This window comes from Indolivaga capnocytophagoides (assembly GCF_036511535.1).
Lineage (GTDB): Bacteria > Bacteroidota > Bacteroidia > Bacteroidales > Dysgonomonadaceae > Dysgonomonas_A > Dysgonomonas_A capnocytophagoides.
The window spans coordinates 311,474-325,191 of the sequence record NZ_AP028867.1 but is presented as its reverse complement, the minus strand read 5'-3'; the positions used below and the strand labels follow the sequence as shown (position 1 = coordinate 325,191).

The window sequence follows — 13,718 nt, the reverse complement described above, 5'->3', positions numbered from 1 at the left end:
AAATTACGAAATGTTCCGTTGATCTAGTATTGTTAACTGCTTCTATTTTATATGTTTTTGAGCATGAAAAGACTCTTTTGTTATTTGCTTATTGTGTTTCTTGTATGGATGAGAATTCACAAATTCGAGTAAATAAGAAAGCAATCTTATTTACCCGAATAATATTGAGCTGAATGATATGATCTTACTTTTTAGTTACAAAAACTACATTTATAAATGAATTGGGACCTAATAGAGTGCTTTTAACATCGTAATTTATTACTCCTGATGTGGAAATACTGTTAATCTTAACAACATCCGCATCGTAATAAGTTATTACATAATCGATGTCGGTTGGCGTATATCGTGCTGAAGGTATCATACTTAAAGCTGCATTATTTGTTTTATACAGGCTGTTTCCTGATTGTATAAATTGTTTTTTATAAACATTGTTATATAGATCGAATGTATAGCCTGTACCGATAGCAGATGTAGGGAGATCAAAAACAGGAAGATAAAAATTCTGTCCGGGTTGATCTATGCTTTGCCATAAAGATCCATCGAAGTAATAATATCCAACTCGTATAACTTTCGCCGTCTTGGTCGTTATTGTTCCATCTATTGTAGTAATATATATAAGAGACCCTGTTTGCGCTGCTGTGTATTGAGCATCTTTACTTATTAATTGGGAGCGTGTAAGATTAGGTGCAATAATACCTTCAGCAGTAGAGTTCCCTGTGGATACAGGTGTTACATGAAGACTGGCTTTTGCAATACCTGTTACTATTCCCACCTGAGCAATAATATTGTGAGATATGAGTATTGTCAGGCTAAATAGTAAACATTTAATTATTGTTGTCATAATTATTTCTTTTATTTATTAAGGCCTCTGATATGAGGATTACATCGAAGTGCACATGAATTTATCTTCATCACAGAACTTGTCGATAATTCGACACCATTGCTCGAATTATAAGCTGTTATAGTAATAGTATAAGTTCCGGCTTTCTTATATGCGTAATTTTCAGTATAGGTGCCTATCGATGGGCTTGTATATGTTTTCACAGCACCTGTTGTACCATCTCCGAAATCCAATACTATTTTAGACACATTATTAAATCCCATACCATTATGTATATTCAGTTTGTAAGATGTTGTAATTTCGGCACAACCTTCGGAGTTCGTAGGAGGATCGATCTCCATTCTGAACCACGGAGCTGCAAAGTTGGGTAATCCCCAGAAAGCAAGTCCAGGTAAAATATTATTAATCTTATATATTTTCATATTTGAAGGATCTTCGGGGTTGTCTATTACAAATATTCCTGTGGAACCAAACCGAGGAAGGTACATTCGTCCATCCGGTCCTGTTTGTATAGCTCCGAAATGGTCGGTAACTCCATTTGTCAAGGATACCGGATTGACTATTGATTTTATAGGATTAATTGTATTAGGAGTGGAGGTTGTCAGTAATGCATTAAAATCATAAACGAGTAAACCTGTTGTATTATTTGTATTTGCACTTCCGGGAGCATATGTCAGGTATACATATTTACCGCTAGCAGAAAAATCAACACCATATCCATAACCTCCGGTTGATAAAGCTCCGGTTCGAACCTTTAAATTGCTGATGATTCCTGTTGAGGGATTAAAATCTCCATAGGCAAAAAACTTATTACTGAAATCGATCCATACAAAATGCTGCCCGTCAGAGGTGAATTTTATATACCCACCGGGAGCTGTTGGAGTAGTTGCCATGCCTACGGTAACAACGCTGTGTCGAGCTGTTTGTACTCCTGCTGAAGTTACTTTCCATACATTCAAATAGCTATTTGTAGTGGTACGACCGGGAGCAACTATCCAAAAATCATTTCGGTTGGAATGTCTTACAGCACCAACAGACTCACCCAATGCTCCTGATTGCCCGGATAAAAGAATATTCTTTCGGGTTAAGTCTACTTCTCCGAGCCCTCCGTTTTTGCTCATATCTACAATGGAATACGATAGATTATTTGTATTGTTAATACCTAAGGTTACTGCAACATATTGGGTTGTGCTATATGGATATGGGAAGATTATTCCTGATTGAGCAGAAGAGCTATGACCAGTCAACCCTGATCCGTTTGCCATAACAGCCATATTTTTATTCCATATTGTCATTCCGTCTGAAAAGAACAACAGGTTTCCATCTACATCAGATATGGCAAAACATCCTTCATACGTAGCCAGAGGTGACCCTGTTATTTTAGCTGGCATATTAGAGAGCGTAGCATTAGCTGTACCATATACACCGGTTGCAGCATAACTAGTTGTATTTTTCCATGTTAGAGCTGCATTATAACCGAAAAACCAATTACTGTTTTCCTTTTGTGCATAAGAAAGAAATGTAATCGATATTAATAATACTGTTATACTTATTTTTTTATACATACTTTCTGTTTATTTTTTCACAACTAAAACAATATTGATAAATGAATTATTGCCGGGGTTCGTATTCAGTACATCATAATTCATTACACCGGTATTAGAAATACTATTCACCTTAATGATGGTATTATCATAATAAGTTACCACAAAATCCAGCTGATTTGCATTGTATATAGTAGGTATCTGTGTCAAAGAATTATTACTGCTGACAAAGGTTGAATTACCTGATTTTGTAAATTGCATTTTATAAACATTAGTATACAAATCATAAGTTTTACCTGTTCCGACTAATGTTACCGGCAAATTAAATGATGGCAGATACAAAAATTCAGGAATATAATCCATGGGTTGCCATATTGCACCATCGAAATAATAATACCCTCCGATTGTGATCTTAGCTGTTTTTGTTGTCAGTGTTCCGTCCAGAGTTGTAACATATATATATGCGCCTTTCTGATCAACTCCATATTGAGAATCTTTGCTGATTACTTGTGATCTGGTCAGGTTCGGAGCAATAATACCTTCGGCCGTTGTTGCGCCGGTAGTCTGGGGCATTACATGTAGAGTGGCTTTTGGTGTGTCGGTGTTGATTCCTACTTGTGCTTGTAATAAGCCGACTGATAATAAGCCGAAAATAGATAGATAAAATTTTTTCATGACTATATCGTTGATTGTTGTTTTTGAGGTCAGAGACCTTATTGTTGTTTATATTTCGAGTTGTTAGGATCACAGACCCATTTTTTATACATGCTACAGGGACGTATTGAATACGCCCGTCTATAAATATTTTGCAGTTATAATAATCGGACATATGCAATACTCCCCTACGACTATCTTTTATGTTTAAATGATTATTGAAAGCTATTGACTGTAGACTAATAGCTGAAAAAAGCAGTAAAGTGCATCCGCTGCACTCTACTGCATAATGAAACCGGATATCGGACGAGGATATGCAAAAAGCAGATTCAGAACGACAACAAAACAACAAGACTGCCTTATATAAACTGCCCTTCCGGTTTATAATTAAATTGGTATATATTAATTGATTAGTAGATGTAATAAAGAATAAACGGAGTAATAGTATAACGAATACCGAAACACAAAAAAATGCTCCGTCATTTTGACACAATAGAATTTTTTGTTTGATTATTACGCTAGATGCGTCTCTCTCTCTCTCTCTCTCTCTCTCTCTCTCTCTCTCTCTCTCTCTCTCTCTCTAATATTTCACACGACACAGCCAAACCTGAATAGTTAAAATTCAGCTCGGATTCAAAGTTTTTATGTGTGAAATTTTTAGACATCTTTCGATTGTTAAAAGATTGTTTTCAAAGGCAAATATAAGCATTGTTTTTAATATAGCAAACACATCCAAATGCAAGAGAAATTATGTTTACTACAAAACCCGAGTCTAAATTACCTTTGTAAATTTACGCTTGTTTTTTCTGTTTCCAAGGCTTCAACACAGAGATTACAACCAGAAAAACGAGTGCGCTTCCCTGACAGATTCCACCTATAAATATAGTCCGGATATTCTCTTCGGTCTGAGGTTTTCCAAAAGCTATATCTCTCGAGTGATCAATCATTGTCAGCGTATTATCCAGCAATGGGCTAAAATAAAATGTACCGATAACAATAATAAGTATAGACAATATCCACTTGACCGTAATCCAACGGTGCTTGAAAAAGCCCCAGTTTGAAAAAGCCCCATATACAATACCCGTAACTACCGTAAGTATCGCGCCGGGTATAACAAATACATCGTCAATAAACCGGGTAATATGAAAAACCATAAAAAGCTCGTCTCCCGAATTGGCTTTTATAAGGCATAACAGAGCCATTGCAGCAACACCCACAACCCACATCATAACGAATACCAGATGAAATACTTTAAGTATTTTAATCTGACCTGCGCTTAATTTTTTCATGACTTTTCTACATTTTCATATATAATATTGAGTGCATTCATCAGGTTTTGAACTTCTTTTTCACTAAAATTTTTCAGAGCTATGCCAGCTACGGCCTCTGCAATTTTAAAAGCCTCGGGCAACACTGATTTACCTTGTTCGGTAATGAATATACTATTCTTTTGCGAATGCACTTGCCTTCGTTCTATATATCCCTTCTTTTCTAGATTATCAATAGTCCGCTTTATGGCAGCTGCATCTTTAAAAAGCAGATTGGATATTTCCAACTGGCTCAGTCCGTCTCTATAATAAATACATCTTAATACCACAAACTGCGAATGCGGCAAATCGATATCAGCCTCCTGCAATTTATTATTCAATGTTTTACCTAATGCAACCGAAGTTCTATTCAGAAGAAATCCCAAAGAATATAGCTTGTCCATATATTAATCTTTTTCACAAAAATATAAAAAGATATTGACTAATCAATATTTAGGCATTTTTTTAAACAATCAAATAACATTATAAGCAAGATATCAGACCTTTTTATTAATGTATAACCTAATAAATTCACTCTCAAACTATGTAAACCTATTAATACAAGGCTATGCCATGTTTACCGGTATACTTGTTTACATTACAAAATCATTATACTTATTACAGAAAATCCAAACTCTTTTCATATATTTATATCTTTGAGACACAACTAAGAACAAGCATTGTTATGAAACAGGTACTCTTTGTTATTATATATTCGTTGCTTTGCCTGACAACAGCCAAAGCCCAGATAAAACATGAAGGTGATTCTATCATCTCCTCTGTCTACTTCACTTATAAGGACATACCTCAACGCGACTCTCTGGCTCAAACCTTGGGTATAGATAAAAGTATATATGACTATTCGGAACAAAAGCTCATAACTTATATCCCTATAGTTTCGGAGTTCCCCATGTACAAAGATGGAGAAGAAGATAAATTCAGTTTCCTCTTCAATGATCCACATTACTCGGCTACAGAAAAGAAAAAAGTTGCGGCTATTATATTACAAGGTACGGATACAGAAGCTAAACTTATCAATGAAATACGATTTATCACTTTAGATAAACAATATACACCTATCCCTGCCGGCAATTTCAGACCTATATTTCCCGGAGGTTACCATGCTATGATTCAGTATCTGAATGATCATTTTCCGGCTTCAATCATTGATAAAAACAAGGATATCCTGACAAGCCACCCCTACCTCATCGTTTGCTTTATTGTCGAAAAAAACGGAACTTTAGGGTATATAAAGATAATAGACAGCTGCAATAATGATTTAGACCGCAAAGCATACGCATTAATCAAGAATATGCCGAAATGGATAGCAAACCCGCAAAGTGGATCCAAGCCCATATTCATAGCAATGCAACTGATATTTAATAAGGAACGTTTTAGGTAGCGAGAGCAGAGTCAACGTTTAAACTATGGTAAGTCTCGCAAAACGACTAATACAACAATTGAACTATAAATATTTACAACACATATAACTATATGAATAACTCATTTAAAGAAGGAGTAGATAAATTTTGGAAAAGATTTATCAAAGAAGAATCGGCAATCCGTGAAATGATAGATAATAAAACAGATGGGAAAATCATTGTTGATAAAATCAATGAAGCACTATCAGATGCTTTTAAGAACCCATACTTTGAGCTGGGCAAAAACGAAGAAGGAAAATACGAACTGATACTCACACCCGAAGGAGACAGAGCCGCTCTATTCCCATTAGAATATTGGAGACAAGCCGCCCCGGAAGCGTTAAAGAAAACTTGGAATTTCTACTCTTCAAAGCCCGGCAAACCTGACGGAAGTTTTAGCATGACAATGTACGATACGTCTATCGACAAAGAAAACATCAGCATATATTACAGCATCAATACACAGAATCAGAAAATAGATTTAGAAATATATTCTCCCGAGTTATTAGCTCTGGAAGAAAGCCAACGATACAATATGTTTTTCATATTCCTCGACCAGTTTATAGGGGAACTATACACAATGGAATATATCGGGTCGATTGACTTTATCGAAAAGCCACTCAACCAAACAGCTATTTACATTGGGGATCTAAAAGCTCTAATAGATAAGAACATCGAAGAAAACAAATGGTTTCCAGCTGATAGCATTATCGAAAATTGGTCTAATTACGATATGCAGCCATCTGATGCTAAAGACTGGCAATTACGAGAGGATATTTTTGTTGGCTGCTCAGCGTGTATACCTGTATTGAGCGCTTTTTATAATCAAAGTGATGAGCTGTTTAACCGCTTTGAACAAGATGGTATTATATACGGATTTTTATTTTATAAAAATGTAAATATACCTCAAGAACAGACAGTAACTTTCCGAGCCGAAATAGAAGACAAGATACTTGCGTCAACAAAAAAAGGACGTATAGCTGACACAATAGGGGGAGCTACAGGTTTTTATTTTTCATACATGGATTTTGTCATTTATGATAAAGAAGCCTTTATGAAAATTGCAAAAGACGTACTATCCGAATATGCTTATTTGGGAGAAATCGGGTTTTCGAATTTTATTTTCGGCGTAGAACCCGAATATTTATACAGATAAATAACTGTAAGTATTTAAGAACGTATTTCAAAACAATAAAAATCTGCGATCTTAATGGAAAACTGGGTAAATATTATATCATTCACATATCCACACGAAGCACATATGGCTAAGGGATTTCTCGAAGCATCGGATATTAAAGTCATTATTCAAGATGAACTTACCGTACAGGTGAATAATCTTTATTCGAATGCATTGGGAGGAGTCAAACTTCTGGTGCAAACTGAAAACGCGGAAGAAGCCTTATCATTACTCGAAGAAGCGGGATACATCATAAAAAACGCAGAAGAACAAAAGACTCCTATTGAATCTTTTTCTGCCGAATACAAAACTTTATGCCCATATTGCAAGAGCACAAACATCACAAAGAAAAAGATGGCCGGATATACTTTTGCTCTCAGTATACTTTTATTGGGATTCCCCATTCCTTTTCTAAAAAGGACATACTATTGCTATGACTGTCAGAGAGAATGGAGAATCAAAAAAGAGCAGTAATGGGCTGTTTATTTCAGCTTTTCTAAAATCGAAGCGGCTATAAATTCAGCGGCTCTACAATTTAGCCCCCCACCCATTACAAGCATATCTGCTTGCTGGCGAGATGGTTCGATAAATTCCTCATGCATGGGACGGACAGTTTTATAATATCTGTCAATAACTTCTAAAGCTGTACGTCCTCTTGACTCCATGTCCCTCTGAATGATACGGGTCAATCTCTGATCGGCAGGCACTTCAAGAAAAATCCTCATATCCAATTCAGAACAAATCATCTGCGACGTATAAATAAGAATCCCTTCAACCAGTAAAATTTTCTTGGGTGCTACAGGCACAGTCTCTTCCAAGCGGGTACAAGTGAGATACGAATAAGTCGGACATGCCACAATTTCACCTGCTTTCAACTTTTGTATATCCTTGTGCATCAATTCCCATTCTATCGAATCGGGATGGTCATAATTCAATTTAAATCTTTCTTCCAGAGGAATGTGACTGTTGTCTCGATAATAAGCATCTTGAGGAAGAATAGCAATCTCTTCCCGGGGAATACGTGATAAAATAGCTTCTACAAGTGTTGTTTTTCCTGATCCGGAACCTCCGGCAATGCCTATTACATACATAAGTAAATGAAAATATTTAATGATCTATTTGGATTATAACCAGCTTTGGTTGTTTTTCCTACCAAAGTTATAAGTAGTTGGTCTGAGACCTTAACTATATTTTTCTGCAAAAGTATTCTATATATTCATAACGATGGAACAATTTACCGATAAAATTCAGGTAAATCATAATTTACCCTGTTCAATCTCTATTACAATGCGTTCTATCATCTGATCTTTACCGCCCGGATCATATTCGGTTTTGAGATTATTTCCAAACAATCCGGCAAATGTATTATAAACCGTAGCCTTGAAAGGGCCAACCAAAGATTTCACAATATCGTACGTAGAACTGTTAGTCTGTCTGTCGATTAATTTCACCAATATCTTTCCTTGATTTTTAGTCAGTTTCTTCATTTTAGGCTTATATTCAGCCATAATATACTTCTGGGCTTGCTCTAAGTGCTTCTGTTTTGTTTTTTTATCCGGAAGAGTCTCCATCATCTCATAAGTTTCTATGATATTCTGCGAAACCATATTCGCATAGGGCAATGCTTTCTTCACATCACGCACCAACTTTGTATATTCCATGCGTTCCTTATCATTTTTAAATCTCAAAGGACCGAATACAATCGTTTCTGGCAGATAAGCATTATATATTGTATCGCCTTTCTCGAAAGTGGCGGTATAATATATAACCTTTTTAGGCCCCTGCCCCCAGACAGCACAGATATTCAGGAGCAAGAATACGATTAGCAAATTAGTGCATTTCATACATCCGGATTAAAATAAGGTCTCAGACCCATCTATGGCTTTAGTAAGTAAATAAACCGAAGCCGGTTATAAACTAAAATATATCATTAGTACTTTCTGTTATTCAATACCTAAATGAGCTTAGAGAGCATTATTAGAAATAAATGAAACATTCAACGAAATAAACATATTAAATCTGAAAAACAAACAATTATTATAAATTTAAAATATCATTTTAAGTAAAATAAACAATCAGATCCTTATTGAAGCCGTAATCCTTAATCGAACAGCGGGGAAAGACCTATCTTTGTATTCTGATTTTAGAGTTATCCCGATAAAGAACTACACTAAAGTTTTAAACGATGGCAATGATGCGCATGACGGAAGGTAATATTTCCAGACAATTGGTTACATATTCCATTCCTCTGATTTTAGGCAATTTATTTCAACTAACATACAACACTGTAGATTCCATTATAGTAGGACGCTTTATCGGAAAAGATGCCCTTGCCGCAGTAGGAACCACAGGTCCTATAGTTAACATTATTATTTTAGGAATATCCGGTATTTGTATAGGTGCATCCGTATTGATGAGTGAATTTTTCGGAGCGAAAAATTACCAAATGCTCAAAAAAGAAATGGCCACAACTTCGGTATTCGGGCTTTTCTTTTCTTTAGCACTTTCCTTACTTGGTATAATCACAGCCCGTCCCCTACTCGCTCTGCTTAGTGTTCCGGATGAAATCATGAATATGTCAACTACTTATTTACAGATAACTTATCTGGGAGTTCCGTTTACGTATTTTTATAACTCGATCGCTGCAGCCCTGAAAAGCATAGGAGACTCAAAGACGCCCCTCAAGTTTCTCGCATTCGCGGCAATCCTCAATGCTGTCTTAGACATTATATTTATAGGTATATTCAGATTTGGAATTGTTTGCTCTGCCACCACAACGGTTATTGCCGAAGCTGTGTCAGCTTTACTCTGCATATTCTACGTATATAAAAGAATACCTATGTTACAATTGCAAAGGCGAGAATTCAGAATAGATAAACCATTATTAAAAAAGACACTGAGTTATGGCAGCATCACAGCTTTGCAACAATCTTGTCAGCCCATAGGAAAACTCCTTATCCAGGGAGCAGTAAATCCGCTCGGTGTAGATATGATAGCCACCTTCAATGCTGTCAATCGTATAGATGATTTTGCCTTTACGCCGCAACAAAGTATATCGCACGGGATAACAACATTTGCCGCTCAAAACAGAGGAGCCAAAAAGTATGACCGTATCCTAAACGGATTTAAGAACGGAATGATTCTAGAATTTGTTTACTGGTCTTTGATCTGTGTTTGCATCCTAATTCTGAAAGAACCTATCATGAACCTTTTTGTAACGGGTGACAACAGCTCCATCATCACACTGGGCACGGAGTATCTTGGACTGATGGCTTTTTTTTACCTGTTTCCGGCATTCACAAACGGAGTACAGGGATTCTTCAGAGGAATGGGCAACATGAGCCTCACATTAATAGGAACAGCCATACAAACCGGATTGAGAGTTACCTTCACGTATATATTATCACCATCGATGGGTATAAACGGAATAGCATATTCCTGTGCAATAGGCTGGAGCGCAATGTTGCTTTTTGCTATACCTTTTTATTGGAGATACCGAAAAAAACTAATAACTTTAGAATCGGAAATGCAAAATCCGGCATAAAGACCTTTATTCTGAGCGGAAAGCATCTAATAGTACGTATTACACAAAAAAATGGCTGTCTTGTAATACTATGATTGAATAAATCAACAGACAGGTCTTTAGACCTTAATATTATCATTGGCTTTTTTTTAATAATCGGATATGAGGGAATTAGGAAAAAAGTTTTTATCTTTGCGTCCATTCTGTTTTATTTAATAGAATATTAGTAGAAAAAGTGGGAAAATTTAGTCTCTATAACGTTCCATTACGGAATTTAACTGAGGGTATCCATCAATTGGAATACACTCTTGACAATCAGTATTTCAAACTGATTGGCGATGCTGATTCAGATAATGTAAGAAAAGGACAAGTTAAAGTAGAGGCTACGGTTAAGCGCGTGTCTTCTACATTCGAATTTAATTTTTCTCTCTCGGGAACAGTAACTGTTCCCTGTGACAGATGCCTTGATGATATGCTTATCGAGCTAGATTCGAAAAACAAACTTATTGTTAAGTTCGGAAGAGAATATTCGGAAGAAAGTGACGAAGTTGTAGTCATTCCTGAAGAAGAAGGAGAAATCAATATTGCTTGGTTTCTTTACGAATTTGTAACACTGAGTATTCCGATGAAACGGGTACATGCCCCCGGAAAATGCAACAAGATAATGTCGTCTAAACTGAACAAGCATAAGGCGGTCAGTTCTGATGAAGATCAGGAAGAAGGAGAGTTTGACACACCCGACATCAGCATCGAAGAAGAAGAAGAAGTTACAGATCCTCGCTGGGATGCCTTAAAAGGATTGGTTGAAGAAGAATAAAATCATAATAAATATAATAAGAGCCACAGACTCTTATATCATAAAATTGTAATTTAAATTAAAAATAATTAGATAAAATGGCACATCCTAAACATAGACAATCAAAGTCTAGATCAGCAAAAAGAAGAACTCATGACAAAGCTTTAACTCCGACTTTAGCTGTATGTCCTAACTGTGGAGCATGGCATGTATACCACACAGTATGTGGAGAATGCGGTCATTATAGAGGTAAATTAGCTATTGAAAAAGAAGTAGCTCTTTAATTGCCCAAACAATAAAAGCCCTACCTCAAATAGGGCATTTTTTTTATAAACAAACTTGAGTGAAATTATGATTCAAGCAGCGATAACCGGCGTTGGAGGATACGCTCCCGAGGATATTATTACAAATAAAGACCTCGAAAAATTCGTTGATACCAACGAAGAGTGGATTATGTCACGCGTCGGAATCAAAGAACGTCATATCCTGAAGGGTGAAGGCAAAGGTACTTCCGTTATGGCTACAGAAGCCGTAAAACAAGTTTTAACCAAAACTAATACAAAACCGGAAGATGTTGATGTGATTATATGCGCAACAACTACTCCCGACTATCCATTCCCTTCTACAGCAGCCTTAGTTGCCCATAATTGCGGTGTTAAAAACTCTATCGCATTTGATATACAAGCTGCCTGTTCGGGATTCATTTTCGGATTAGAGATCGGAACTAATTTTATCAAATCAGGAAAATATAAAAAAGTAATTGTCATAGGCGGAGATAAAATGACGTCAATCACCAATTACAAAGACAGAACCACTTGCCCTCTGTTCGGCGATGCGGCAGGAGCAGTAATGCTCGAACCAACCGAAGAGAACTACGGAGTATTAGATACTATTTTACACACCGATGGATTCGGAACACCTCACCTGCATATGTATGGAGGAGGATCAGCTTATCCTGCGAGTATTGAAACCGTAGAAAAGGATATGCATTATGTATATCAAGAAGGTCAGGTTGTATTCAAGCATGCGGTTTCACGTATGGCTGATGTTTCTGCCGAAATCATGGAAAAAAATAACTTAACCAAAGACGATGTTAACTGGTTTGTTCCTCATCAGGCGAATTTGCGTATCATAGATGCAGCAGCCAATCGTATGGGACTTACCAAAGACAAAGTAATGGTTAATATCGAAAGATACGGAAATTCGAGTGCCGGCACCATCCCAATGTGTCTCAATGAATGGGAAAGTAAACTCAAAAAAGGAGACAATATCATCCTTGCTGCATTTGGTGCAGGTTTCACTTGGGGATCTGTTTACCTGAAATGGGCTTACGACGGAGATCAGAAATAAAGAGATACACATCTCTCAATATATTAAAACGCATCTTTAGAAGGTGCGTTTTTTTATTAGATACAAGATATTATCTATCGATAGTTAAGAAACTAACGGCTGTATGTTTCTTAACTTGTTAACCATATGATATCAAGTCATACTTTTTATTTATATATTTGTATACAAATGACTTTAGGTTCGTAATAATCTAGAGACTCCAGAATAAAAATATTATTTAATGCATAAATCAGGTTTTGTAAATATTGTAGGAAATCCTAACGTAGGAAAATCCACATTGACAAATGAATTAGTAGGACAAAAGATTTCGGTTATAACATCTAAGGCACAGACCACAAGACACCGAATTATGGGTATCGTAAATACCGATGAATATCAGATCGTATATTCGGATACTCCGGGAGTACTTCGTCCTAATTACAAATTACAGGAATCGATGCTGAATTTTTCAGAATCAGCTTTGGGGGATGCTGATGTTTTGCTATATGTTACGGATGTTATAGAGAAAACTGAAAAAAACGAAGAGTTCCTTCATAAGGTACAAAACATAGATGCTCCGGTTTTACTGCTTATTAATAAAATAGACCAGACAAACCAGAAAGACCTGATAACACTGATAGATGAATGGAAGAAGCTATTACCGAAAGCCGAAATTTATCCGATATCGGCATTAAATAAGTTCAATATTGACAATGTAAAACGCCGCATATTGGAACTGATACCCGAATCCCCCCCTTATTTCGAAAAAGATGCGATGACAGACCGTCCCGCCCGTTTTTTTGTAACCGAAATTATTCGAGGTCGAATCTTGTTATACTATCAGAAAGAAGTTCCTTATTCGGTTGAAGTAGTAGTTGAAGAATTCAAAGAAGAAAAAGATATCATAAATATCCGTGCCCTGATTATTGTAGAAAGAGATTCTCAAAAGGGAATAATAATCGGAAATAAAGGTCTTGCCCTGAAAAAAGTAGGAGCAATGGCGAGAAAAGACATCGAAAAATTCTTCGACAAGCAAGTATTTTTACAAATGTATGTTAAGGTGGAAAAGGACTGGCGAAACCGGGACAATATTCTCCGAAACTTCGGTTATCGACTCGATTAAGGT

General features: G+C 36.3%; 15 protein-coding genes. 8 read left to right on the top strand and 7 right to left on the bottom strand.

The genetic code is table 11. The features are described 5' to 3' along the window. Positions 1–184: 184 nt before the first annotated feature. The 5 genes from AABJ51_RS01500 to AABJ51_RS01480 all read right to left on the bottom strand — a co-directional run bounded on the left by AABJ51_RS01500 (position 185) and on the right by AABJ51_RS01480 (position 4,750). On the bottom strand, positions 185–841 hold the full coding sequence (locus tag AABJ51_RS01500; protein ID WP_321577236.1) for a phage tail-like protein: 657 nt from the start codon (positions 839–841) through the stop codon (positions 185–187). Between the two features lie 11 nt (positions 842–852). Continuing rightward, positions 853–2,406: a hypothetical protein gene (locus AABJ51_RS01495; protein ID WP_338374158.1), complete on the bottom strand. Its 1,554-nt coding sequence runs from the start codon at positions 2,404–2,406 to the stop codon at positions 853–855. 9 nt (positions 2,407–2,415) lie between these two features. Continuing rightward, positions 2,416–3,060, bottom strand: coding sequence for a phage tail-like protein (locus AABJ51_RS01490; RefSeq protein ID WP_338374156.1), 645 nt, complete (start codon positions 3,058–3,060; stop codon positions 2,416–2,418). Between the two features lie 770 nt (positions 3,061–3,830). Beyond that, positions 3,831–4,328 (bottom strand): DUF2269 family protein, encoded by a 498-nt coding sequence (locus AABJ51_RS01485; RefSeq protein ID WP_026626884.1) that lies wholly within the window; start codon positions 4,326–4,328, stop codon positions 3,831–3,833. Then, the gene (locus AABJ51_RS01480) at positions 4,325–4,750 is read right to left on the bottom strand and encodes a MarR family winged helix-turn-helix transcriptional regulator (RefSeq protein ID WP_026626885.1); all 426 of its coding nucleotides are present in this window, start codon (positions 4,748–4,750) and stop codon (positions 4,325–4,327) included. Before AABJ51_RS01480 ends, AABJ51_RS01485 begins: the two co-directional genes overlap by 4 nt. A 281-nt stretch (positions 4,751–5,031) precedes the next feature. Here AABJ51_RS01480 and AABJ51_RS01475 point away from each other — a divergent pair, with 281 nt between their 5' ends. From AABJ51_RS01475 to AABJ51_RS01465, 3 genes are all read left to right on the top strand, one after another. Next, entirely contained in the window at positions 5,032–5,748 is a 717-nt protein-coding gene (locus tag AABJ51_RS01475; protein WP_338374152.1) for a hypothetical protein, read from the top strand. A 92-nt stretch (positions 5,749–5,840) separates the two neighbouring features. Next, positions 5,841–6,923 carry a hypothetical protein gene (locus AABJ51_RS01470; protein WP_338374150.1) on the top strand — a complete coding sequence of 361 codons (1,083 nt, stop codon included), beginning with the start codon at positions 5,841–5,843 and terminating at the stop codon, positions 6,921–6,923. A gap of 54 nt (positions 6,924–6,977) precedes the next feature. Then, positions 6,978–7,418, top strand: a complete 441-nt coding sequence (locus AABJ51_RS01465) for a putative signal transducing protein (protein ID WP_338374149.1) — start codon at positions 6,978–6,980, stop codon at positions 7,416–7,418. Positions 7,419–7,426: 8 nt separating this feature from the next. Here the strand turns inward: AABJ51_RS01465 and udk are convergent, their stop codons facing one another. Both udk and AABJ51_RS01455 read right to left on the bottom strand, forming a co-directional pair. Next, positions 7,427–8,035 carry a uridine kinase gene (gene udk / locus AABJ51_RS01460; protein ID WP_026626888.1) on the bottom strand — a complete coding sequence of 203 codons (609 nt, stop codon included), beginning with the start codon at positions 8,033–8,035 and terminating at the stop codon, positions 7,427–7,429. A 165-nt stretch (positions 8,036–8,200) separates the two neighbouring features. Next, positions 8,201–8,788 (bottom strand): DUF4294 domain-containing protein, encoded by a 588-nt coding sequence (locus AABJ51_RS01455; RefSeq protein WP_084158563.1) that lies wholly within the window; start codon positions 8,786–8,788, stop codon positions 8,201–8,203. Positions 8,789–9,129: 341 nt separating this feature from the next. On the opposite strand from AABJ51_RS01455, the gene AABJ51_RS01450 reads away from it, so the two are divergent. From AABJ51_RS01450 to era, 5 genes are all read left to right on the top strand, one after another. Beyond that, entirely contained in the window at positions 9,130–10,488 is a 1,359-nt protein-coding gene (locus AABJ51_RS01450; protein ID WP_338374147.1) for an MATE family efflux transporter, read from the top strand. Positions 10,489–10,702: 214 nt separating this feature from the next. Further along, positions 10,703–11,284 carry a YceD family protein gene (locus AABJ51_RS01445; RefSeq protein WP_338374145.1) on the top strand — a complete coding sequence of 194 codons (582 nt, stop codon included), beginning with the start codon at positions 10,703–10,705 and terminating at the stop codon, positions 11,282–11,284. 77 nt (positions 11,285–11,361) lie between these two features. Further along, positions 11,362–11,547: a 50S ribosomal protein L32 gene (gene rpmF / locus AABJ51_RS01440; protein WP_035331904.1), complete on the top strand. Its 186-nt coding sequence runs from the start codon at positions 11,362–11,364 to the stop codon at positions 11,545–11,547. A gap of 67 nt (positions 11,548–11,614) precedes the next feature. Then, a complete protein-coding gene (locus AABJ51_RS01435) occupies positions 11,615–12,613 on the top strand; it encodes a beta-ketoacyl-ACP synthase III (RefSeq protein WP_026626891.1) in 999 nt (332 codons plus the stop codon). Positions 12,614–12,833: 220 nt separating this feature from the next. Then, complete coding sequence (era, locus tag AABJ51_RS01430; protein ID WP_026626892.1) at positions 12,834–13,715, top strand: GTPase Era; 882 nt, start codon at positions 12,834–12,836, stop codon at positions 13,713–13,715. Positions 13,716–13,718 lie beyond the last annotated feature (3 nt).